We start from the raw sequence: 22,655 nt of genomic DNA, 5'->3' as shown, positions 1-22,655 counted from the left end.
GCGGTACCCAATCTGCCCCAAGGATCTTGCCACCGCCGTCGTGATCGGCGCTGCGGATGCAGAATTACCCGCTGCGGATGAGAATCACGGACCGTGGTCAGACTGAACCGCGAACAGTGGCAGTCGTTCGTCCATTGCAGACGGTTGGAACTCGACGCGTGCCGGCTGCCCGGAATGGGTCGGAATATGCCCGGCGATCCACGAGTACACCCAGGGGCCGTCGTCGAGGGCGACGATGGCGATGGTGCGCGAGACGAGACTGTTCTGGGGGCCGTCCAGCTCGCGATGCATCACCTTGGACGACACGATGGACCCGATGCCACTGGAGGGCACCGATTCGAGATCGACGCCGTGGCAGGCCGTACACGCGGCAATCAAGGGCGCCAGTAATGTGCCACAGTTCCTGCATCGTTGGATCGACAGGGTGCCATCGCGGGTCATCGCGCCCGCCCCGCGCCGAGGCCGGTGCGCACAGACCTCATCGGCCCGAAATGGAGCGGATGGTCGAGAGGCCAACTGTCCGCATCCGCCACAGTGAATCGACAAGAAATCGGGTGGTGTGGGCGGACGTTGGCGGGCGGCGGGTCTGGTGCTGTTCTGCGCCAGGGTAGTTCCGCGGCATGTGCTGCTTGGAGCGGCGAAGTAGTTGGGCTGGGGTGTGTTCTGGTGGTGGGGGACATCGGACGCCTACATTGCGATGGTGATAGTGGGGTGTCCCGCTGATGAAGATGTCGGGCGGGACTGCTCGAGCGGCCGACGAGTACTTGGCTCGGTCCTCGGATATTGCGGCATTCCCCCGTGGATATGCCGCGGCGCGTTGTGAGGGTTCAGCTTCTATATTGCGCGAAAGTCTCCTTTCGGTCGGTCCCGCGTGACTAGCTGGTGGTTGAAGTGGTGGGTGTGGAATCGGCACGACCGGTCATCGGGGATGGCCGCCAGCGCCTGAGCTCATCGCTTCCCACCGGGCGGCCCCCATCGCATCGACGCGAACTACTCAACTTCGCACGGGGAGCACCGACTCACCTCGAGTTGCCCACTCGTCGCGAAACCTGACCACCAGTGAGCGGCTCCTCAGCCGCCGGATCCGTCTGTGACAGGGCCTCGTGTGCGGAGGGCGACCACCCTAGGTAGGAGCGGGTGAGCGCTGATGTGAGAAGGAAGTTGCCAAGCGCCCGCTTACCTACACCGGGCATAAGGATGCGGAGTACTGCGAGGAACGCATATACGAGAAGAGTGGGCATTTAGGTTTAGGGGCCTCGAGTTCAGGCAAATTTTCGGCGAGATTCCGAACTGGGGGATCTGGTCGTATCGATGTTCAGGTGGTGGTCGGTGGCCGGGTGCGGCGTCAGATCTTCGTGGTCATTGCCGTGCGCTTTCCTGTTTGCGGAGCAGGAAACGTTGTACCTTTCCGCTGGGTGTCTTGGGGAGGCTCGGCACGAAATGCACCCGCCGCGGGTAGGCGTGCGCGGCGAACTTTCGTTTGACGAGCGTCTGCAGCTCGGCCTCGAGTTCGTCGCCGCCGACCACGTCATGGCGGAGTACCACGAACGCCTCGAGCACCTCACCACGAAGCTCGTCGGGCAGTCCGACCACGGCGGCTTCGATGACGTCGTCGTGAAGCACCAGTACGCTTTCGACGTCGAACGGGCCGATTCGGTAGCCGGCCATGATGATGACGTCGTCGTCGCGAGAGGAGAAGAAGTAGTTCCCGTCTGAGTCGACCATCCCCGCGTCGCCGGTCAGGTACCAGCGGCCATCTTCTGTGTATCGCTGCGCCGTTTTCTCCGGGGCGTCGATGTAGCCGGGGAACCACAGCAGCGGGCTGTTGACGGTGTCGATCACCACGCGTCCCATCGTCCCCGAGGGAGCGAATTCGTCGGCGTCGTCGGCGAGAACCGCACAAACGAATCCCGGCAATGGCTTGCCCATTGACCCTGCCGGCACCTCGGTGGCGAGCGCATCGTGCCACGCGTTGGAGATGAACATGCCGTGTTCGGTTTGCCCGTAGTGATCGTGTACCTCGACTCCGAGAACCTCCTTCGACCAGCCCACCACGTCGGGGGTGAGCGGTTCGCCCGCGGACGATGCGCGCCGCAGACTGATTCCTGTGGGAACCGGCGTCGGGTCTGCGCGAAGGCTACGGTACACAGTGGGCGCGGCCGCGAAGTTCGTCACACCGAGTCGTTCGATGATCTGCCAGGTCAGCGGTGCGGAGAAGCCGGCATGCAGCAGGACGCTGCGCGTCCCGGATGCCAGGGGCGCCAGGATCGCGTAGTACAAGCCGTAGGCCCAGCCAGGGTCGGCGGCGTTCCAGAAGACGTCGTCCGGCCGGGCATCGAGCCCGAATTCCAGGTAGGCGTGGAACGACGCCAGGGCGCGCACCGGGACGGGCACACCCTTCGGAGTGCCCGTGGTTCCGCTGGTGAACAGTTGCACGAGCGGACCCTGGCCGCCCACGGCGACGGGGTTGCCGCGGGGGTCGTCCGGGGTGTACCCGGCGAGAAGGTCGTCCAGGCGTAACTGCGCCGGGTTCTCGGTGCTGTCGGCAGCGATTACCAACCATGGTGCGTCGGCGGGAATGTCGTCGCCGGGTTGGAGTTTGTCGAGCTGGTTGGCGTCGCTGATAACGATCTTCGCTTCGCTCGATTCCAATCGGAATCCGATGGCGGGCGGTGCGAAGGCGGTGAACAGCGGAACGTGAACCGCACCTCGTCGCCAGATGCCGAGCAATACGACCACCAGCTGGGCGGACTTGCTCATCAACGTTGCGATGCGATCGCCCGGTTCGATGCCCAGTTCGGCCAGGGCGGCAGCGAACTGCGCCGACTTCCGCCTCAAATCACCGTACGTCAGATCCGTTGTTGTCAGATCACTCTCGACGACGGTGAAGGCCACCTTGTCGTCGGGATGGCGGTCACACAGCAGCTCAGCGGCGCACGCCGCGGGAGTGTCGTACTGCGCCAGCAGTTGCTGGATGCGTTCGTCGGTGTCACTGGAAATGATTGTCTCTCCTTGATCGTCTTGTTCGTGCGCAGTGTGAGGGCCGAGCCCGAGACCATGTGCAGTCCTGGAAAGGGCCCGCACCACTCTGTAATCCCGGGTGGAACACCGCTCATGGACCCGACGTCACGCGACCTCTCGACTGGTTGGCCGGTCGGTAGTCGGCCACGGCGAACGCGGTTGCGGGATCCAACTGTGCAGACACGGATATCACCGGCGCGCCGTCCACGCACGTCCCGAGTGAATGTTCAACTCGCGTTTGAGGTCCCGGATGCGGGGCAGATCGGCTGGTGCAGGCCCCAGCGTAATCCGAAGCAGCTCCAGGTATCTCTGGCGCGTGGTGTTCGAGAAGTTCCGTGGCAGTGGAACCGCCGTAGGGCGACCACCGTATCGCGAATTCGGTCATCCACCTGCCCTCAGCTGTCAACGTTCCCGTCTTCAGCAGGATTTCGTATAGCTCACGGCAGCGCGCCAGCGTCCCCGGACCGAACACCTCTCCTATGGGCAAGCGCCTTTGCCGACCGTGTTTCTCGGCAAGGCATGGACGCTGGATGGTCGGCATCTGCCACCGGCGATCGGCCGTGTCAGCGGAAGTGCTGATCGCACCCGAAACGGCAGGAGCGGCACCCGTGGTCGTCGTGTTGTCGATGAGTTCCCTCTCGTCTCACGCTCCTCCACACAGAAGGGCGTCTCGGTGGAAAGCATTCGGTCCTTGGGAGCCGACTGAGTTTGCAATCCGTGCTCTGTCGATTCTTCCAGCGCGCCGTCGGCGTGTCTTGGCGCACAGCGACAGACGTTTTGGCATCGAGCGACATGTGCGGCAGGGGGAAGCGTGATCTGTCGATGGACTCCCGAGATGCGGCGCGGTCGAGCGGTGCCTCGGCTGCCTCGGCCGATTTCCTCGCGTTCGGCCGGTGCACCGGGCAGATGCCGTGGTCGACGACGTATGGCATCTGCCCGGGCGGTTACTTCTTGAGGATCACGGTTTTGGTTTCGGTGTATGCGTCGAGGACAGCGGTGCCGTGTTCGCGGCCCCACCCGGACTGCTTGTAACCGCCGAAGGGTAGGGCCGGGTCGAGGACGTGGTAGCTATTTATCCACACGGTGCCGGCCTTGAGTTGTGCGGCGACGTTGTGGGCCTTGGATACATCCGAGGTCCAGATACCGGCGGCGAGCCCGTAGTGGGTGTCGTTCGCGGTGCGGACGATGTCGTCGACCTCGTCGAACGGGGACACGGTGACCACGGGTCCGAAGATCTCCTCCTTGACCACTCGCATGGTCGGTGTGGTGTCGACCAGGACGGTGGGTTCGACGAAGTAGCCGACGTCACCCTTGCGGCCGCCACCGGTCACTGCGGTGGCCCCCTCATCCCTGCCGCTGTCGAGGTAGCCGAGGACGGTGTCGAGTTGCTTCTGTGACACCAGTGGGCCCATCTGGCTTTCGGGGTCGAGGCTGTCGCCCACCTTCAGAGTGGACGCGATCTTGGCGACCCCGTCGACGACTCGGTCATACACCTTCGACTGCACGAACAGCCGGGATCCCGCCTCACAGGCCTCACCCTGATTGAAGAAGATGGCCATCGCCGCCCCTTCGATGGCGGCGTCGATGTCGGCGTCCTCGAAGACGATATTGGGGGATTTGCCGCCGAGTTCGAGGGTCACCTTCTTCAGGTTGCCGCGGGCCGATGAGATGATCTCGCGTCCCACCGCGGTGGAACCGGTGAAGGAGACCTTGTCGACTCCGGGGTGGGCGGTGAGTGCGGTGCCGACGTTCTTTCCGTCTCCTTGCACGATGTTCACCACGCCGTCGGGCACTCCGGCATCACGAAGGACCTCACCGAGAAGGGCCGCGCTGAGCGGGGTCTGCTCGGCAGGCTTGAGGATGACAGTGTTGCCGGTGGCGAGCGCCGGACTGAGCTTCCACGCCGCCAGCAGCAGCGGGAAGTTCCAGGCGACGATCGCCGCGACGACGCCGACAGGCTCGCGCACGGTGTAGGCGAAGTAGTCGCCGGGTGCCGCTGTGGAGGTGACGGGGATCGTGCTGCCCTCGAGCTTGGTGGGCCAGCCGGCCATGTACCGGAACCAGTCGGCGGACAGCGGCACGTCGACCAGGCTCGCGTAGGTCAGCGGCTTTCCGCTGTCGAGTGCCTCGAGGAGGGCGAACTCTTCGACGCGTTCTTCCAGCAGGTCGCCGACCCGCCACAGGATCTTGCTGCGTTGCGCAGGGGTCATGCGGCCCCAGGGCCCGTCGAGGGCACGTCGAGCCGCTGCGACCGCGCGGTCGACATCCTCTTCGCCGCCGAATGCCACCTGGGCAAGGGATTGACCGTTGCTCGGGTTGAACGTGGCGAACGTTTCGCCAGAAGCTGCCGGCACCTGTTTGCCGTCGATCAGGTGCAGGATCGGATTGCCCAGGAAAGCCGATACCTGGGGTGAGAGTGCAGCTGAAGTAGCCGTCATTACATGCTCCTCGAAGTTGTGTTGGCGTGGCGAATCGAGTCGTCGTGGTGGTACGTGCCCTGCTGGGAAAGGCCGGATATCGCTTCGTGCTCTCCCGTGCGGCGAGACTTCGACGTCCGCTCTTAAATTTCGTTGTGTGGTCGAACGGTAGTTCCGGGAGCGATGCGTCAACTGTGCAAAAAGTGGACGGTGTCATCTGTGATCTTCAGGGCGCGTAGCCGGTTGTAGAGGGTGGTCCGGGTGATCCCGAGGAACTGTGCCGCTCGCGTCTTGTTGCCGTCGAAGCGGCGCAGGGCTTCGATGATCGCGTGCCGCTCGGCCGTCTCCCGGCCGGCGAGTGCGGGCACCGGGCGTAAACGATAGGCAGCGGGCAGATCGACTATCTCGATCGGACCGAATGGTCTGTGAGCGAGAGCGTGGCGCAGGACCTCACGCAGTTCTGGGATATTTCCCGGCCAGGGCTGGGCCGTCAGCAGGCGGGCCGCTGCGGGAGACAACCGAGGGGTCCGACCCGGCTCGAGAGCATTTATGACCGACTGTGCCAGCAGCGGAATTTCGTTGCGCCGCTCCCGCAACGGCTTTAGTGCGACGATCTGGCGACAGCGCCGGACCAAGGGCTGAATGTGAGCGGGCAGCCATGTCTGCGGATTTCCAGTGAGAACAATGGGCATGCTGTGGTGATCGGTGCTGAGCGTGCGAGCCAGAAGGTCGACCAGTTCACCGGGCAGGACATGGACATTGTCGATGACGAGTCCGTCTGCGCGCCCGTCTATCGTGGCTGCAAGCCGCCCGGCCCAGGCGGTGGAATCCTCGGTGAGGCAGTCGAGTGCGTCGATGACGCTGACCGATGCCCCTTCGAGGAGTGAGCGGGCTACGGTGCTTCTTCCGCTCCCGGGTTCGCCCTCGACGAACACGCTGGCGGGTGCTGTGAATGTGGTTTCCTCTGCGCTCGCGAGGTGACCACAATTCGCAGACTCTGCACCCGGTGCAGCTCTCGGGCCGGAGCGCGTTCGAAGCCGGAACACTGCGCCGTGCGATAAGTCCTGCAGTCTGTCTATCCGGGCCGTGACCATTGCTCCGGACAGGAGACGCACCGGTTCGACCGTTGACGCCCCGCGGTGGGCGGCTGAGCGGGCGATCTCGCGCATCGTCTCGAGGTCGAGGTCCTCGACCATCGCCAACGCGGTGTTGCTGGCCAGCATGACGTGGTCGTTGAGCGCGACAATGGCCCGGCCGGTCCTGCAGGCTTCTCGGAAGGCCCGGAACAGCCGCGAATCGGCCGGCCGCGACGCGTCGATCAATCGCTGTTCGATGTCATCGACGGCCCGGCCGAGGGTAGGCGGAAACAGGGGGTGGGCGTCATTCGGATGCACCGTGACGTTGAGAACACCCTCGACCCTTCGGGTGAGGGGGTGCAGGATCGGCAGGCCGTAGCAGGTGAAGCCACTCAGGACGGTCGCAAAGTGCTCGGCGCCGTGCACCCACATCCCGCTTCGAACTTCAGCCGGAGTCCCCAGCCCGTTGGTTCCGACGTCGGATTCCCTCCACCTCGAGCCCGTCACGGCGCCGGCGCGCTGGAGTGTGTCGTCGATCGTCGGCCGGTCGAACCAGCGTCCGACGATTCGACAGTCCGCATCGGCGAGAAGCAGGCTGTACGTCAGACCAGTCAGATCACGGGCCACGCCGTCGAGCACCGGTACGGCTGCGGTCAACAGCTGACTCGACGACTCGAAGTCTCCGATCTGCAGTCGCTCGAGGACCATCTCGTGAGTGAGTCCCGCGATCTCCGACCGCTTCCACGACGCGGCAATCTCCGGGCGCAGCAGCTTGTCGTGGACTCCGGACGAGTCCGTCATGGTTCACTCCTTCGTTCGACGTGACATCTCGGCCCACCCGAGGTGACACCGGACCTTCTTCGGGCCGATTTGTTCCTGCGCCTGTCGTCGAACTCATGTGGGCGCACGCGCTGTCCGCGCAGGTGCCCGATGTCTGGACGATCGCTCCACTTGACAGAGATGTCCGAATGCGCAGAATCTGATGGCATACGTGCTGGTCCTCGGCACACTGGTCGCGCTCGGAACAGGAGGGATACCGTGCCTTACTGGTCCACCTCCGGCTTGAGTGTGCAGGATCAAGCCAGGTACTGGGGTGATGTCGTCTGTGAGGCCTTCACTCCACTCTCTCCCCGGCGTGGGCGGGCACATATCGATCACAGTGCCACTGCCGAGGGGATACCGGGGTGGGTGCGGTCGGAACCACTGGCGAGCACGAACGGAGCCGAAATCGCCTCTTGCACTCAGCTCTTGACGCACGGAGCCGCGGAGGTCCGGCGAGCGCCGCAGGAGGTGCTCTTCGTCAATTTGCAGCTGTCCGGGACGTGCTTCGGCGAGCAAGACGGCCGCCGGTGCATCGTTCGTCCGGGCAGTTTCGCCATCTTCGACACCACACGTCCCTACACGCTCGAGTTCCGGGAGCCGTCGAACGAACCCAACTGGCGGGTCTTGTCCTTCCGGATACCCCGTGATCATTGGCGCTCCACGGTTCGTGTCGATGACGCAACTTCGTACGCCATCGACACGAACACCGGCTCGGGCCGAGTTGTGGGAGCGATGATGTCATCCCTGTGGAGCGAACAGCCGAACATGGATCACATCACGCTGAAGGCACTCGAACGGTCGTTTACCGACGTACTCACCGCGGCAACCTCCTCCCGGGTCGGTGCATTCGCGATATCCGACGACGAACGACGTGATGCGGCGTTACGCCGGATTGTGCAGCACTACGTTCGCTCGGCCGTCCCCCTCGGGCGGGTCAGTGCTGACGGGGCCGCACGGGAGGCCGCGATCTCGGTGCGAACCCTGCACCGATTGTTTCAGGCGGTTGGCACCACGTTCTCGGCGTGTGTCCGAGACGAGCGGCTCCGAGGAGCGATGAGTGACCTCGAGGCGGCACCGGATTCGGTGATGTTGAGTGAGATCGCCACCCGCTGGGGATTTTGCGACAGCTCCCATCTGACCCGCACATTCCAGCGTCATCTCGAATGCACGCCCACCCAGTACCGAGAAGCTCACCGGATCGCAGCCGTGCCGGCTCAGATAGCTGTGACGCCTGCTGAGGACTCCATCGGGTCGTAGTCCGCGCTCTTGAGCAACGCGTGCAGCTGGCGGCGCCGTACACCCATGTTGCCTCCGTCATAGACGGGGAAGCACAGGACGTCCTCCATGATCGCCGCGATTGGTGTCTGGTCGCCGTACGAGTTCACCCCCACCACCCGCATCGTGTCGTAGACCACCTGAACGGACAGCTCGGACGCGAAGACCTTGACCATGTGGCCGAGTTCTTCGTCCGCACCGTTGGTCTTGTCATAGAGATCGCAGGCCTTCCAGGTGAAGTACCGTGCGGCTTCGATCCGAGTCTTGATGTCAACGAGCATGTAGCCGACATTCTGGTAGTCGATGATCGGCACCGGGCCGGATCGCTTGTCAGTCTTGGCGAACTCGAATGCGTAGTCGAATGCGGCTCGCATCCGGCCGACGCACGCCGCTCCGATGAGGGATGAGGTCCAGTTGAAGGTCTTCCGCGCGATCTCGATGCCGTCCCCGGGCGCTCCGACGAGGTTACCGGCGGGCACGCGAACATCGGTGAAGGTAATGCGGGGAGAGATGGTCGCTCGGTGGCCCATCGTGTCGATGTATGACTCGACCTTGATGCCCGGCGCGTCTCCCGGGACGACGATCACCGCCAGTGATTCTTGCGGAGGCAGGGTGGGGTCAGTTCGACACAGGACGCTGATCAAGGCAGCACCGTTCCCGTCCCATCCGGAACCGTTGGTGGTGAAGTGCTTGTCACCGTTGATCACCCATTCGTCACCGTCCAATCGGGCGAAGGTCTGCACACCGGCCGAGGTGTCGTCGGTGTCGAAGTTGGCGCCGCCCGCGGTTTCGGTGAACGCCCACGCTGCGAGCAGTGGTTCACTGCCAGCGAAGGGTGGAAGGAACTGCGCCTTCTGTTCCGCGGTTCCGAAGTGGATGATCGGCTGGAGTCCCAGTCCGGTGCCCAGGAGCGCAGTCGGAACATTGATATCGACGCGTGTGAGTTCCTCAGCAGCTAAGGCGAAGTCGAGTGAAGGCATGGCCGTTCCGCCGTACTCCACGGGCACGAGTGCCTTCAAGAAGCCCGCATCCACCATGTCCTGATAGAACGGCTTGATCGCCGCAAACCGGGCCTCGGGGGTCGGCAGAGGAGCGATCACACCCTCGACGAGACTGAGCCGGTCGTCGGCAAACGATCGTGCCGCCTTCTGCAGACCGGCCTGTTCCGGGCTCAGATCAAAGTTGATGGCCATTGCTATCAGCTCCTCCATGTTTGGAATATTGCGAACGTGTGAACCCGAACACACTCGGGCGTCGACAACAATGGTGTCCGGTTACGGACCACCGTGCTTGGATCACCGCGCCAACTAGCTTGGATGACTGCGCCAGGCAGCGGACTGCACTACGCGGGCAGGCTCGATCAATTCGTAGGCCAGCATCGCCATGCAGGGACGGCACAGTCTTCACCGGCACCCACCCATAGGCGTGCCCGTAAGGAAGGGGATAGCGATCGCTGCTGCAACACGGGCGATCCGGTCGCGGCCTCGCCGCGTGGGATGCGGCCGACACACTGGGTGCACGGTTGCAGCCTGCGCGAGATCACATCGATCGTTGGGAAAAAATATGAGCATCAAATGTTTTCGAGGGTTTGTTCTTGAGATGCGCTGTTGCATACTGCAGGTGCGCCACGCCTGAAACAGGCTTATACCGCCGAGCAGGATGAGCGCGATGCCCGACCCCATACCGTGTGGTGACGTCTGGCTACTTCTGCCACGTGAAGTCCTGGAACTGGGTGAGTCCATCTTCAAGGAAGTCCACAAGGCCGGGGCGGTCTGGGTTTGCAGCGGGTGGGACATCATGGCGATGAAGGTCATGTCCGAGCGCACGGCAGCGACCACGGAGTCGGTGAACACGGGCCCGAACGCGGCGGGAATATCGGCGACGGCGTTGGCGGCAGATCCAACGAAGACCAGACCGACGACGACACTGACCACCCGCAAGTGCGGCATGAGAAAGTCCGGTTTCGGCGCGTCCGCGGCCAAGTGCCAGAGCGCCACCTGCGAGCAGGATCCGCACCGCTCCGGGAACGAGGAACTGAATGGCCGGCTATCGAATCGGCCCGTTCGACGTCGAAAGCGTACTGGTGCTCCAGGGTGACATCATCGAAGCAGTGCCCGACGAGGTTCGTGGCGAGGTGTTCGAAGGATTCGCGGTTCTCCGCACTGGTGCGGTCGGCGACGACGAACTCGAGGCCGAGCTGCACAACGCGCGTCAAAGATCGCCCCGCTAACGCGTTAACGCACAAACACATAGGGCGCATCGCAGTCCCGGATGTCGAAGGCCCAGGCTTACGCCAGAGCCTTCGACATCCGAGGGTCATCGTGAAGCATCCACAGTCTCGTCGACCGGCTGCCCTAGACGACGGGCGCCACGACGACCACGCAACCAGGGCAGGACTACCGGACAACGTGGTACCCCATCTGGTCGGACTTTCGCCTGTTTACCTGGTCTTGGACAAGTATGAAGACACGGCGCCATGGACGATGATCACGAGAAGACCGATGATGATCAGATAGCCGCCGATGCGTAATGTCGGGACAGCGGCGACAAAACCGCCCCAGCTCAGGGGACCCTTCAACGCAAGTGCGGTCACGACCAGGGCGATAAGACCTGTCAGCAGTTCAGCAACCGACAGAAGCCGCCGCGGAAGTAGCAATGCGGCGACCGAAACGGCAACGGCGAGAATCACCAGCGTCCACCCCAGCCACCCGAAGTACGCAGCTTGAAGTGCGGACGGGCTTTCGGCAGTTGCGGTGGCGAGGTCGGAGAAGCTGAGGTTCGCACCCGGGGTTCCGGTATCCGGTTGAGCAGGGCTGTACATCCAGGTTGGTCCAATCATGCTGGCCAGCAGCAGGATCGCGGCGAACGCGACTACCGCTGCGCCGGGCACGAGCTTTGTGATGGTTCGGACACTGGTGTCTTGGGCTTCTGTTGCCATTGGATCTCCTTGGTTCGTACTTGATCGGTGTCGCTGATGTGTGCGCTGAGCTGCGACGTACATATCCGGTACTGATCTCCCCGACGAAGGACAGCGGGAAGCGGTCTCCGCTGGGGCGACTGAGCGCGACAAAACTCAAATGGAGTCGAGCGCGCGGCCGCCGGAAGAGAATGGGCCCCGACCTACGGATGCGCCCTGATGGACCATCCGTAGGTCAGGCACTCCGAACAGGTGCTCGGCAACTTGCCGTTTCAATCAGGGCCGCCGAGCCCTGGCCGCCCCCGAGCTGTGTTCAACCGGGCGGGGTTCGCCGGTGATGGCCCAAGAACGTCTTCACGAGAGGGGACGTCGAGGTCCAGCTGATGTTCAGTCCCGTGGTCGTTCCTCACTGACAGGTGATTGGATGGGATGTGCCGACGGTAGGCACCTCGGAGCGGGTTTTGTGTTCTGCCGGTGCCGGCTAGTTGTCGGAGAGTGCCACCCTGAAAATGGGGCCGATTCGGTGGTGCTCTGGTCGTGGCGCGCTGCGCGTCGTACTCTGCACCGCATGGCAGGCGCGGAGTCCGGGGTTGTCGTCGAGACGGCGACGTCGCTGCGGTCGTGGACAAGAGGTCATCCGGGACCGGTTCATCGCGCTGCAGGTCGCCCAGCAGGACGCCTCGCCGTTGTCCGGGTCGGTGCGGTCACGGCAGATCGGTCACCTGCAGGCATCGGTGGTCACCTCGACCCCGCAGATCTTCACCCGGACCCAAAAATTGGCCTCGGCCGCCGACCGCGATCTTCTGGCTGTCGGACTGGTCGACCGCGGGAGCGGATACCTTGCTCAGGATGGCCGCGACTGCTTCGTGTCCGGCGGTGATTTCGCGGTCTACGACACCTCGCGGCCCTTCACCTGGGCGATGTCGGGGGATTGGCGACTGCGGGTGTATACGTGGCCCCGTGAGAGCATTGCGATCAGCGAGGCGGAGTTGCAGCAGTTGACAGCGACCCCAGTGCGCACAAACGCCGGGGTCGGGTTCTTCATGTCGCCGATGCTCGACCGCCTGACGCAGTCCGGCGCCGGCATGTCCGGGGAGGGAGCGGTCCGACTGGCATGTGAGGTCGCCGAACTGACCGTCACCGCGGCGGGTGAGGCGAGCGGCCGCTGGCGAGCGGCGGAGTGCGGCGCTGAGCGGCTACGGGAGATCCAGGCCTTCATCGAGGCGCACCTCACGGAGACGGCTCTGACCCACGACCGCATTGCGCAGGAGTTCTTCATTTCGCCCCGGACACTGCATCGACTCTTCGCGCAGGGCGGGTACACGGTGGCCGCCTGGATCAAGACTCGACGGCTGGAGGCGTGCCGGCGAGCACTCGGTTCCTCGGCAACGCGGAACCTGACCATCAATGAGATCGGGTCCCGGTTCGGGTTCTCGACACCTGCCTTCTTCAGCCGGGAGTTCACCGCGCGGTTCGGGGTCAGCCCGCGGCGGTATCGCCTGGAAAACGGTTGTACCCGCCTGGACTGACGGCACCGCGCCCACGCAGGATTCGGGGGAGGGCGGCTATGCCGTCCCGATGCTGCGTTGCAGGGTGGCCGCGGCAGCGGATTCGCCCTTCGCCGGATCGAGTTCGTTCGCGACGGGCAGCACTTCCTTGCTGTCGTAGTCGTCTTCGGCGTCCAGGCCCCGGTCCGGTCGAAGAGTGCGAGTCGGCGCTCGAGGGCGAGGTGACCCCCGAGTGGGAACTGGTACCTGGTCGTCGTTGCCTCCACACCGCGCCGAAGCCGACCTGCCACCTGCGTCAGGATGGCGAGATTGGCGGTGGGTTCGCGTTCGATGCCGGCGGGCACGTCGATGCCTTTGCGATCCGGATACGACGACGTAGTCTGCGGTGCAGCGGAGTCCGCGTGCAAGGCACCGGGTGTTCGTACAGGCGGCAGTACGTGGGCGCGGGGTGAATCCGGCCCTTCTGGATTGTTACTGACAGGTGACATACCGGTACCTCTCATTCCCTCGGAATTGGATCTGTTGGACCGGCCGGATCAGGTCAACTATAGGAACCACACACACCGTCAGTGTGAACACGATCACAGAGCGCATCGGTGCGCGTGCTGGAGTCGACGCCCGCAGCCCGGGCGCCCCGAGCGCACTGTCCTAGAGAAGGAAGGTTCCACCCCATCATGGCTATCTATCTGAGCATGCAGCGCGTGCGGTTCTCCAGCCCGGACGCGTACGAGAAGTTCAAAGTGGTCTTCGCCGACACCCGGCACCACCTGATGAAGCTGCCGGGATTTCTGCATCTGACCTGGTGGGAGCACCCGGACGACCGGATGTGGTTCAACGAATGCAGCTTCTGGGCGAGCAAGGAAGCGCTCTACGACTGGCACACCGACACCTATCACAAGCACGCGAAGGTGTGGGCGGCGAACGGCGCGATCATGGAGGACATCATCACCAACTTCGAGTTGGTGGGAACCCGCCTGTTGCGTATCTGTCCGTGCTGCAACGAACTTCAGGACAAGGTTTACGACCTCGGGCAGGAGCAGGCGGTGCTGCGGGAGCAGTGCCCGAACTGCGGGTTCCACTTCCCGTACATGACCGAGCAGGAGTCGAGCTTCGGGGTCTTCAAGGACCTGGCCCCCGATTTTGTCTCCACCAACGGCAAGGAGCCGGCCGCCGCCCAGGCGAACGCCTGATCCCCGCCGCTTCTCTGTTTCACCCCACCGAGCCCACTGGGGCACCCACTGAAAGGGATTTGAAATGACCACATCACTCGTCCGGAAGATCGAGTTCGGAAGCCGGAGCACCAACCCGGACCAGTGGACCCCGTTCGAGTGGGTCGAGCCCAAGCTCGGCCCCCAGGTCAAGGGCGAGGTCGTCATCATCCGGACCGGCAGCACCTCCGGCGCCCAACAGGCCGGCCTGTGGCGCACCGGGGTCGGCATCGCCGGTTGCGAAGCGGACGGATCCTGTCACGTCGACTACTCCGCCCCCGACGCCGACGAAACCGTGGTGATCCTCGAGGGCGAGGCCCTCGTGACGGTCAACGCCACCGGCAAGCAGTACAAGCTCGAGCCCGGAACGATCATGAGCCACCCCAAGGGACTCGAGATCACCTGGGACATCAAGGCCCCGTTCCTGAAGAAGTTCTGGGTGCTGTGGGACAGCCCCCAGGCGGCCACCAAGGGCGACGACCTCTACGTCGGCAACATCAGCGACAACCCCGAGTCATGGGAGCCCTACGAGTGGGTCGAACCCGGGCACGGCTCCCAGGTCTGCGGCGAACTCTTCGCGCTGCGGTCCACGGGTTCGACCGGCACCCTGATGTGCGGCCTGTGGCGTACCGGCGTCGGGATCGCCGGCTGCGAACCAGACGGCTCGTCAACCGTCCCGTACACGGCACCGATCGGCGACGAGACCATGCTGCTGCTCGAAGGACAGGCGCACCTGGTCAACGAGGAAACCGGCGAGGAATACGACTTCAAGGCCGGCGACATCATCGCGCTGCCGTCGGGTCTGAACGTCACATGGACCTCGAAGGCCCCGTTCGTGAAGAAATTCTGGGTCATCACCAACGAAAACCTGCCAGCGTGAACACAGCTCGCCAATAGCAGCGCCCGGACAGCCACCGGCATGCTGATCGCACGCTGATCTCGGAGAACAGCATGAGACAGGGGTGTCGCTGCCTGGTCGGCGGCTGCACGCCACGACGGGTAGATGCCGCGGATACTGCTGTCGCAGCATCTACCCGTTGACGTAAGGAGAGGCAATGAGTGAGCCAGGAATTGCCAGACATCCACTCGCGGAACGCCGGTCCCGGACCATCGTCACACAGTCGGCGAACGGGAACCTTCCGGACGACGATCAGGCGATGCTCGCTCTGGCCGTCGAATGGATTCCGCTCGGTGGACCGAAAGAGGACGATATCTGGGCGCGATTCGGGTTCGGCCCCATGCCATTCTGGCATCGAATCTGCTACCTGCTCACCCGTCCGAAATGGCTGCAACTACTCAATGCCACCACCATCACCGAACTCCAAGACCAAGCCATGACCCAGTTCAATCCCCCGAGACGATTGACATCACCCCACCAGACTCTGTGGTAACAGCGATGCGTTTCTGCGGGTGTCGGGGTTCAAGCCGTGAAGTGTCGCTCATTGCCGATCCGTGCGTCCGGTCGACGGTGGTGTGCGCACAAGGACGATGATCCAGCGTTTTGGAAAGGGCCTGAAGGGAAGCGCAGGAGAGCCGATGGGAAGTGCACGCAGCCAGGACATGAATGATGATCGGTGCGCCGAATTCGGAAACTGGTCGAATTCGCCGAACATGCCCACAGTTTCGCTGCGGCGAAGTCGACCTACGATGAGCCAGCCCTGTGGTGACCGCATCAGGACTCATGGCATCTGAGGTCGAACCGAGTTCACACCGTGCGGAAAAGCCGTGGTTGATGGGAGAGGGATTTGACCGTTGCGATGGCATTGGCTACCGCTGTCACATTCGTCTGGTTGGGGATGGTGCTGGCCATCTCCTTTCTCGAGGCGCCGTTGAAGTTCCGGGCCCCCGATGTCACGTTGCGGATCGGGCTGGGGATCGGCCGCCTCGTGTTCCGGGCTCTGAACATCGTCGAGTCGATGCTGGCAGTGATGCTGGTCATTGCGGTCGTTCTCGGTGAACCGCCCACCCGGATTGTGGTCGCGGCGGTCGTTGTTGTCGCAATCCTGAGCGTACAACTCGCGGCGGTACGACCTCGGCTTACGCGGCGCTCCGACCGCGTCCTTTCCGGCGAGGAAGCGCCACGGTCGCACGCGCACTACGCCTACATCGCGCTCGAGGTCGCAAAGGTCGGCGCGCTCGTGGTGACGGGAGTGTTACTGCTGACCGGATGACGCGGCCGGGGCAGTCGCAGTGTGTGGCCGAGCGAACCCACCACGACGGTCAGCTCAACCGGGGATTTGGTCTGTAGCCACGGAGAATTCGATCCAGGGTGGCCACGCCGTCCCCGATGTCGCGTTCCTCGATTCCGGCGTAGCCGAGTAGTAGGGCCGGTGGGAGTTCGGCTTCGACGCAGTGCGTGGAGAGGGGCCAGAGGTGCAGGCGCTGGCGCGCGGCACGCTCGGCGACCACCTGGTCGTCGTGCCCTTCCGGGAGCCAGCCGACCAGGTGCAGTCCCCCGTCGGGGTCCTCGATCCGCAGGCGACCCCCCAGCCGGCGCGTGGCCTCGGCCACCAGCAGTTGTTGCCGTTTGCCGCAGAGGACGCGCATTCTGCGCAGGTGTCTGGTGAAGTGGCCGGCCTCTATGAAGTCGGCCAGCACCGCCTGGTCGAGCAGGTGGGCGTGCATGTCGGTGCTCAGATGCGCGGCGGCGAAGCCGTCGACGAGCTCGGTCGGGGCGATCAGGTAACCCAGCCGGAGGCCGGGGAACATGATCTTGCTGAAGGTGCCGACGTAGATCACCCGGCGGTGTTTGTCGATGGCCTGCAGGGCGACGAGCGGTCGACCGCGGTAGCGGAATTCGCTGTCGTAGTCGTCTTCGACGATCCAAGCGCCGGCCTGGGCGGCCCAGTCGAGCAGTGCGAGTCGGCGCTCGAGGGCGAGGGTGACCCCGAGGGGGAATTGGTACGAGGGGGTCAGGACGGCCAGCTTCGCGCTCGGTTCGCGTGCGATGCCGGCGGCCACGTCGATGCCTTTGCGGTCGACGGGCACGGGCACCAAACGTGCACCGGCGGAGATCAGGGCGGCCTTCGCTCCGAGGTAGCAGGGGTCTTCGATCCAGGCCGGGTCGCCGGGGTCGAGCAGGATCCGGCCGCAGAACTCCAGGGCTTGTTGCGATCCGGAGACGATGACCACTTGGTCTGCGGTGCAGCGGATTCCGCGTGCCGGTCCGATGTAGGAGGCGATCGCCTCGCGCAGTGGGCGGTATCCGCGGGGGTCGCTGTAGCGCATCAGGTCGCGGGTCGACTGCCGCAACCGCGCTCCGTACATCCGCGCCCAGAGCTCGGCCGGGAAGCTGTCGAGGGCGGGCAGGCCGATCTGGAATGCGGTCGCCTCGGCGGGAACACCGGTGACCTCCGGAAGCGGCATTCTGCGGGTGCCGGCGATCGCCCGACCCCGGTGCGAAAGCCTGCCGGCGCCGTCGTCGGCCCCGGAACCGGTCCACGGGGCGTGATTGATGGTGAGCATCTGCTCGGGCAGGACGTCGGCGACGTAGGTGCCCGATCCGGGACGGCGATCGAGGTATCCCTCGGCGTCGAGCTGCTCGAACGCGGCCAGGACGGTGTTGCGGGAAACACCCACCTCGGCGGCGAGGCGGCGGCTGGCCGGCAGCGGCGATCCCGCCTTCAGTTGGCCGCTGAGGATGCCCGCCCGCAGCTGCTCGTACAGGCGGCGGTACGCGGGCGCGGGTGAATCCGGCCCGTCCGGGGTGTTACTGGCGGGTGACAAATCGGTACCTCTCATTCCCTCGGAATTGGATCTGTTGGACCGGACGGATCAGGTCAACTATAGGAACCACACACACGATCAATGTGAACACAGTCACAGAGTGACGTCAGTGCGAGTGCTGGAGTCGACGCCCATCTACCCGGGGCGCCCCGAGGACGCACTATATCCAGATAAGAGAGGTTTTGACCCCGTCATGGCTATCTACCTGAGCATGCAGCGCGTGCGGTTCTCCAGCCCGGACGCGTACGAGAAGTTCAAAGTGGTCTTCGCCGACACCCGGCACCACCTGATGAAGCTGCCGGGCTTTTTGCACCTGACCTGGTGGGAGCACCCGGACGACCGGATGTGGTTCAACGAGTGCAGTTTCTGGGCGAGCAAGGAAGCCCTTTACGACTGGCACACCGACACCTATCACAAGCACGCGAAGGCGTGGGCGGCGAACGGCGCGATCATGGAGGACATCATCACCAACTTCGAGTTGGTGGGAACCCGCCTGTTGCGTATCTGTCCGTGCTGCAACGAACTTCAGGACAAGGTTTACGACCTCGGGCAGGAGCAGGCGGTGCTGCGGGAGCAGTGCCCGAACTGCGGGTTCCACTTCCCGTACATGACCGAGCAGGAGTCGAGCTTCGGGGTCTTCAAGGACCTGGCCCCCGATTTTGTCTCCACCAACGGCAAGGAGCCGGCCGCCGCCCAGGCGAACGCCTGACCGACGCCGATCAGCTCTCAAGCAGACCGCCTGCTCCGAACGCTGACGGCGACATCTTCGCCTCTTCGATGTCTCTATCCCACCGAGCCCACCGGGGCACCACTGAAAGGGAATATGAAATGACTACACAAGAGACCACCACGGGCCGCGTCTACGGCGGCTCGGCCGACCCGGCCAAGCACGAGTGGGAGCCCTTCGAGTGGGAGGAGCCCGCACTCGGCAGGACCGACGTGCAGGGCGAGATCGCCGTCTTCCGCCCGGACGGGACGAGCGGTGACCTGCTCGCCGGTTTCTGGCGGTATCACGCCGGAGCACCGGGAGCAGGTTCCGACGGTTCCGGCTCGATCGTCTGGTCGTCTCCGCTGGGTGACGAGTGCGCGGTCGTCCTGGAGGGCTCCGCGACGATCACCGTCAAGGCGACGGGCAAGCAGTACGAGGTCGGGCCCGGGTCGATCATCTACGAGCCCAAGGGCCTCGAGCAGATCTGGGACATCCAGGGCCCCTACTTCAAGAAGTTCTGGGTCATCTTCGACGGCCCCAATCCGACGGACGCCGCCAGTGATGACCTGATCATCGCGAACGTCAACGACAACCCGGACACCTGGACCCCGTACGACTTCACCGAACCCCTCGAAGGGGATCTGACCAAGGGTGAGCTGGTCATCCTCCGCCCGGAGGGCAGCAGCGGCACCGTGCTCTCGGGGCTGTGGCGCTCGGGCAAGGGCATCGCCGGCAGCGAACCCGACGGGACGCTGGTCACGCCCTACACCGGAACCCTCGGTGACGAGACGATCCTGCTGCTCGAGGGCGAGGTGCACGTCCGCAACGACGAGACGGGCGAGGAATGGGACTTCACGGCGGGCGACCTGATCGCGCTGCCGTCCGGCGTGCATGTCACCTGGACCTCGAAGGGGCCGTTCGTGAAGAAGTTCTGGGTCATCACCAAAGCGGACCTGCCCGCGTAACCGCTGTAGCTGCGCGGATCTCAGACACACCACCCTTTTTGCAGAGAGTAGGGACATGACTTCCACCATCAACCCCACCGCGGGACTTTCCCCCACGGTGGCCGACTTCCTCAGCCGGCCGATCGAGCACCTGATCGGCGGATCCAACGTGTCTTCGGCCACGGGCGAGACGTTCGCCACGCTCAATCCGTCCACCGGCGCCGCGCTGACGCAGGTCACCCGGGGATCAGCGGAGGATGTGGACCGGGCCGTCGCCGCGGCACGGCAGGCTCTCGACGGGCCGTGGGGTCGGTTGACGGCGTCCGCGCGGAGCAAGATCCTCTGGCGGGTCGCCGATCTCATCGAGGACAAGCTCGAGGAGTTCGCGATCCTCGAGGCCATCGACAGTGGTAAGCCCGTCACCTACGCCCAGTTGGTCGACGTCCCGCTGGCCATCGATTGGTTCCGCTACTTCGCGGGCTGGCCCACCAAGTTGGAGGGCACCACGATCCCGGTGTCGGCGGTCGCGACGCCGGGCGACTACTTCGCCTACACCGTCCGCGAGCCCGTCGGTGTGGTCGGGGCGATCATCGCGTGGAACTTCCCGCTGCTGCTCGCCGCCTGGAAGCTGGCTCCGGCTCTGGCCGCCGGGAACACTGTCGTCCTCAAACCGGCGGAGCAGACCCCGCTGAGCGCGGCCCTGCTCGGTGATGTGCTGCGGGAGGCCGGTGTTCCCGAGGGGGTGGTGAACATCGTGCACGGTTACGGCGACCAGGTCGGGGCGGCACTGACCTCCCATCCCGGGGTCGACAAGATCTCGTTCACCGGATCCACCGAGGTCGGCCGGCAGATCATCGCCGCCTCTCGTGGGAACCTGAAGAAGGTCACTCTCGAGCTCGGCGGCAAGTCCCCGAACGTGATCTTCGCCGACGCGGACATCGACGCCGCGATCGCCGGGGCCGCGAATGCGATCTTCTTCAACCAGGGCGAAGCGTGTGAAGCCGGGTCGCGGCTGTTCGTGCAGTCGTCGGTGTACGACCGGGTGGTCACCGGTATCGCCGACGCCGCGACGCAGATCAAGGTCGGTGACAGCTTGGCCGCGGACACTCAACTCGGACCGTTGGTCTCGCAGCAGCAGCTCGACCGGGTGCTCGGATATCTCGACAGCGGCCGCGCCGAGGGGGCCACCGCTGTCGCCGGCGGTACCCGCAAGGGCGACACCGGCTACTTCGTCGAACCGACCGTGCTCGTCGACACCAAGCCCACCATGCGGGTGGTCAAGGAAGAGATCTTCGGACCCGTCGTCACCGTCGCACCGTTCGACGACGTCGACGAGTTGGTGCGTAGCGCCAACGACACCGAGTACGGTCTCGCCGCCGCGGTGTGGACCTCGGATGTGGCCAAGGCGCACAACCTGGCCGCGAAGTTCCGGGCCGGCACCGTGTGGATCAACGCCTACCACATCCTCGACCCGGCACTGCCGTTCGGCGGCTACAAGCAGTCCGGCTGGGGCCGCGAACACGGCTCATCCGCCCTCGACGGCTACACCGAAACCAAGACCGTGATCCTCAAGAAGGGATAGCAGTCCACCGCAGAGGCCGGGGCGAACCACGCCGCCCCGGCCTCTGCGCGCCCTGCACGACAACGACATGCACCGATCAGACACGAGCAGCCCTACCGTCCACGCGGTGCCGCAGCTGCCCCCTCGACCCCAGCCGCCAGGGGTGTCGATCTCTCGGGACGACGACCATATGCTAGTCAACCTCGCGGTCACCTGGCTCCCCTACGGGGGACCTCCGCCAGAGGAAATCTGGATTCGCTTCGGCCTGCACCCCGACCAGTACTGGAGCCGCCTCTGCTACCTTCTCGCGCTGGGTTCATGGCGTCGGCATCTCGGTACAGGAACGGGCGAACAGATCCGAACACTCGCCCTCGCGCATCTTCACCGCACGAGCCAGAGGACCCGCCCTACGCCGACGACGTGACAGCGCCGATCGGATACGCGCACGCTCGATCGGTGGGCGAGTGAGCGAACTTGAGTGAGCAGTCGATCCTGACTCTGATCTCGCACTGATGGAGTCCATGACGGTCGCTCGGCACGCGACACGGGTGCGACCAATCCTCCAGTCATCCAACGAAAGGGTGAAACCACTGTGGCGGCTACCGCATTCGCAGTTCTGCGTCCCCGAGACGAGGATGCCCTGCGCGGCGAGTTACGCACCGTCGCCGCACGCGGTGCTGCGCCCGTCGTCTTCGCCGGCGAGGTCCACGACGACATACTGCAGTTGAGCGAATTCATGGGAACCCGTACCGCCGGGTTGAAGGGATTGTCGATCCCGCCGCATTCGGGTCTCGGAGGACGCGCAGTCGCACACCGAGCCCCGATATCGGTGCACGACTACCGACGCTCATCCACCATCACCCACCACTACGATCGGCCCGTTCTCACCGAAGGCTTGCGTTCGGTCCTCGCGGTACCGGTGGTGGTCGGCGGTAAGGCGCGGGCCGTTCTCTACGCTGCGAGCCGTGAATGCGCGCCGATCGGTGATCGAACCGCCACCCTCGTCGTCGCAGCGTCCCGTCGGCTCAGCGCCGAGATCTCCATCCGCGACGAGGTCGATCGGAGACTTCAGATGCTTGCCACGATCGAATCGGCCGGCGCGGACGGCGCAACCACCGAGGAACTTCGAGACATCCACGCCGACCTGCGAGCGGTGGCACAACACGTCGCCGACACGGCCGTGCGGTCACGACTGCACGAGTTGTCCGATCGGATCGCTGCACTGCGCCAGCCGAGCAATGCCACTCGCCCCGGCCGCGAGATGCAGTTGACGCCACGTGAGATCGACGTGCTAGCGCACGTCGCGTTGGGCTGTACTAACAGCGAAATCGCCCAGAGGCTTTCCGTGGGACCCGAAACCGTGAAGAGCTATCTGCGCGCTGCGATGAACAAGCTCGGCGCGCGTTCGCGTCAGGAAGCTGTTGTCACTGCACGCAAGCTCAGGCTACTGCCATGACGCAACCGTTGTCGT

Annotated in this window: 18 protein-coding genes and 2 pseudogenes; 11 read left to right on the top strand and 9 right to left on the bottom strand. The window is 64.4% G+C overall.

Features of this window, described 5'->3' with window-relative positions; genetic code table 11:
* Positions 1-84: 84 nt before the first annotated feature.
* The 5 genes and pseudogenes from P3H15_RS17310 to P3H15_RS17295 all read right to left on the bottom strand — a co-directional run bounded on the left by P3H15_RS17310 (position 85) and on the right by P3H15_RS17295 (position 7,315).
* A complete protein-coding gene (locus tag P3H15_RS17310) occupies positions 85-291 on the bottom strand; it encodes a hypothetical protein (RefSeq protein WP_276138376.1) in 207 nt (68 codons plus the stop codon).
* A gap of 63 nt (positions 292-354) precedes the next feature.
* A pseudogene (locus P3H15_RS55510) lies at positions 355-441 on the bottom strand (zinc ribbon domain-containing protein); the annotation flags it as partial.
* 918 nt (positions 442-1,359) lie between these two features.
* A complete protein-coding gene (locus tag P3H15_RS17305) occupies positions 1,360-3,000 on the bottom strand; it encodes an AMP-binding protein (RefSeq protein ID WP_276138433.1) in 1,641 nt (546 codons plus the stop codon).
* A gap of 965 nt (positions 3,001-3,965) precedes the next feature.
* Entirely contained in the window at positions 3,966-5,459 is a 1,494-nt protein-coding gene (locus tag P3H15_RS17300; protein WP_276138375.1) for an aldehyde dehydrogenase family protein, read from the bottom strand.
* Positions 5,460-5,626: 167 nt separating this feature from the next.
* A complete protein-coding gene (locus P3H15_RS17295; RefSeq protein WP_276138374.1) occupies positions 5,627-7,315 on the bottom strand; it encodes a sigma-54-dependent Fis family transcriptional regulator in 1,689 nt (562 codons plus the stop codon).
* 447 nt (positions 7,316-7,762) lie between these two features.
* On the opposite strand from P3H15_RS17295, the gene P3H15_RS17290 reads away from it, so the two are divergent.
* Positions 7,763-8,593 (top strand): helix-turn-helix domain-containing protein, encoded by an 831-nt coding sequence (locus P3H15_RS17290; protein ID WP_346348785.1) that lies wholly within the window; start codon positions 7,763-7,765, stop codon positions 8,591-8,593.
* Here the strand turns inward: P3H15_RS17290 and P3H15_RS17285 are convergent.
* On the bottom strand, positions 8,551-9,804 hold the full coding sequence (locus P3H15_RS17285) for an acyl-CoA dehydrogenase family protein (RefSeq protein WP_276138373.1): 1,254 nt from the start codon (positions 9,802-9,804) through the stop codon (positions 8,551-8,553). The two genes, P3H15_RS17290 and P3H15_RS17285, sit on opposite strands and share 43 nt — an antisense overlap.
* A gap of 210 nt (positions 9,805-10,014) precedes the next feature.
* Positions 10,015-10,608 carry a hypothetical protein gene (locus P3H15_RS17280; RefSeq protein WP_276138372.1) on the bottom strand — a complete coding sequence of 198 codons (594 nt, stop codon included), beginning with the start codon at positions 10,606-10,608 and terminating at the stop codon, positions 10,015-10,017.
* Between the two features lie 41 nt (positions 10,609-10,649).
* Between P3H15_RS17280 and P3H15_RS17275 the strand changes: the two are divergent.
* Positions 10,650-10,811: pseudogene (locus P3H15_RS17275) on the top strand (AMP-dependent synthetase); the annotation flags it as partial.
* A gap of 240 nt (positions 10,812-11,051) precedes the next feature.
* Here P3H15_RS17275 and P3H15_RS17270 read toward each other — a convergent pair.
* Positions 11,052-11,549 carry a hypothetical protein gene (locus P3H15_RS17270; protein ID WP_276138371.1) on the bottom strand — a complete coding sequence of 166 codons (498 nt, stop codon included), beginning with the start codon at positions 11,547-11,549 and terminating at the stop codon, positions 11,052-11,054.
* 569 nt (positions 11,550-12,118) lie between these two features.
* On the opposite strand from P3H15_RS17270, the gene P3H15_RS17265 reads away from it, so the two are divergent.
* From P3H15_RS17265 to P3H15_RS17245, 5 genes are all read left to right on the top strand, one after another.
* Positions 12,119-13,057, top strand: coding sequence for a helix-turn-helix domain-containing protein (locus P3H15_RS17265; RefSeq protein WP_276138370.1), 939 nt, complete (start codon positions 12,119-12,121; stop codon positions 13,055-13,057).
* 653 nt (positions 13,058-13,710) lie between these two features.
* Entirely contained in the window at positions 13,711-14,226 is a 516-nt protein-coding gene (locus P3H15_RS17260; RefSeq protein WP_276138369.1) for an antibiotic biosynthesis monooxygenase, read from the top strand.
* 64 nt (positions 14,227-14,290) lie between these two features.
* A complete protein-coding gene (locus P3H15_RS17255; RefSeq protein WP_276138368.1) occupies positions 14,291-15,124 on the top strand; it encodes a cupin domain-containing protein in 834 nt (277 codons plus the stop codon).
* Between the two features lie 175 nt (positions 15,125-15,299).
* Positions 15,300-15,635 (top strand): DUF3263 domain-containing protein, encoded by a 336-nt coding sequence (locus tag P3H15_RS17250; RefSeq protein ID WP_276138367.1) that lies wholly within the window; start codon positions 15,300-15,302, stop codon positions 15,633-15,635.
* 354 nt (positions 15,636-15,989) lie between these two features.
* The gene (locus tag P3H15_RS17245) at positions 15,990-16,415 is read left to right on the top strand and encodes a hypothetical protein (protein ID WP_276138366.1); all 426 of its coding nucleotides are present in this window, start codon (positions 15,990-15,992) and stop codon (positions 16,413-16,415) included.
* A gap of 49 nt (positions 16,416-16,464) precedes the next feature.
* Here P3H15_RS17245 and P3H15_RS17240 read toward each other — a convergent pair whose 3' ends face one another.
* On the bottom strand, positions 16,465-17,970 hold the full coding sequence (locus tag P3H15_RS17240; RefSeq protein ID WP_276138365.1) for a PLP-dependent aminotransferase family protein: 1,506 nt from the start codon (positions 17,968-17,970) through the stop codon (positions 16,465-16,467).
* Positions 17,971-18,163: 193 nt separating this feature from the next.
* On the opposite strand from P3H15_RS17240, the gene P3H15_RS17235 reads away from it, so the two are divergent.
* From P3H15_RS17235 to P3H15_RS17220, 4 genes are all read left to right on the top strand, one after another.
* On the top strand, positions 18,164-18,679 hold the full coding sequence (locus P3H15_RS17235) for an antibiotic biosynthesis monooxygenase (protein WP_276138364.1): 516 nt from the start codon (positions 18,164-18,166) through the stop codon (positions 18,677-18,679).
* Positions 18,680-18,798: 119 nt separating this feature from the next.
* Positions 18,799-19,644, top strand: a complete 846-nt coding sequence (locus tag P3H15_RS17230) for a cupin domain-containing protein (protein WP_276138363.1) — start codon at positions 18,799-18,801, stop codon at positions 19,642-19,644.
* A 55-nt stretch (positions 19,645-19,699) separates the two neighbouring features.
* Positions 19,700-21,205: an aldehyde dehydrogenase family protein gene (locus P3H15_RS17225; RefSeq protein ID WP_276138362.1), complete on the top strand. Its 1,506-nt coding sequence runs from the start codon at positions 19,700-19,702 to the stop codon at positions 21,203-21,205.
* Between the two features lie 571 nt (positions 21,206-21,776).
* Positions 21,777-22,640 (top strand): LuxR C-terminal-related transcriptional regulator, encoded by an 864-nt coding sequence (locus P3H15_RS17220; RefSeq protein WP_276138361.1) that lies wholly within the window; start codon positions 21,777-21,779, stop codon positions 22,638-22,640.
* Positions 22,641-22,655: the final 15 nt, after the last annotated feature.

The sequence above is a fragment of the Rhodococcus sp. T2V genome, assembly GCF_029269925.1.
Classification (GTDB): domain Bacteria; phylum Actinomycetota; class Actinomycetes; order Mycobacteriales; family Mycobacteriaceae; genus Rhodococcus_F; species Rhodococcus_F koreensis.
Note: the sequence above shows the minus strand (reverse complement) of the source record. Positions and strands in the feature narration are given on the sequence as shown.

Coding starts and splice junctions, on each gene's coding strand:
- P3H15_RS17310 (WP_276138376.1), bottom strand. CDS start 291: ATGCATCGCGAGCTGGACGGCCCCCAGAACAGTCTCGTCTCGCGCACC.
- P3H15_RS17300 (WP_276138375.1), bottom strand. CDS start 5,459: ATGACGGCTACTTCAGCTGCACTCTCACCCCAGGTATCGGCTTTCCTG.
- P3H15_RS17295 (WP_276138374.1), bottom strand. CDS start 7,315: ATGACGGACTCGTCCGGAGTCCACGACAAGCTGCTGCGCCCGGAGATT.
- P3H15_RS17285 (WP_276138373.1), bottom strand. CDS start 9,804: ATGGCCATCAACTTTGATCTGAGCCCGGAACAGGCCGGTCTGCAGAAG.
- P3H15_RS17270 (WP_276138371.1), bottom strand. CDS start 11,549: ATGGCAACAGAAGCCCAAGACACCAGTGTCCGAACCATCACAAAGCTC.
- P3H15_RS17260 (WP_276138369.1), top strand. CDS start 13,711: ATGGCTATCTATCTGAGCATGCAGCGCGTGCGGTTCTCCAGCCCGGAC.
- P3H15_RS17255 (WP_276138368.1), top strand. CDS start 14,291: ATGACCACATCACTCGTCCGGAAGATCGAGTTCGGAAGCCGGAGCACC.
- P3H15_RS17250 (WP_276138367.1), top strand. CDS start 15,300: ATGAGTGAGCCAGGAATTGCCAGACATCCACTCGCGGAACGCCGGTCC.
- P3H15_RS17235 (WP_276138364.1), top strand. CDS start 18,164: ATGGCTATCTACCTGAGCATGCAGCGCGTGCGGTTCTCCAGCCCGGAC.
- P3H15_RS17230 (WP_276138363.1), top strand. CDS start 18,799: ATGACTACACAAGAGACCACCACGGGCCGCGTCTACGGCGGCTCGGCC.
- P3H15_RS17225 (WP_276138362.1), top strand. CDS start 19,700: ATGACTTCCACCATCAACCCCACCGCGGGACTTTCCCCCACGGTGGCC.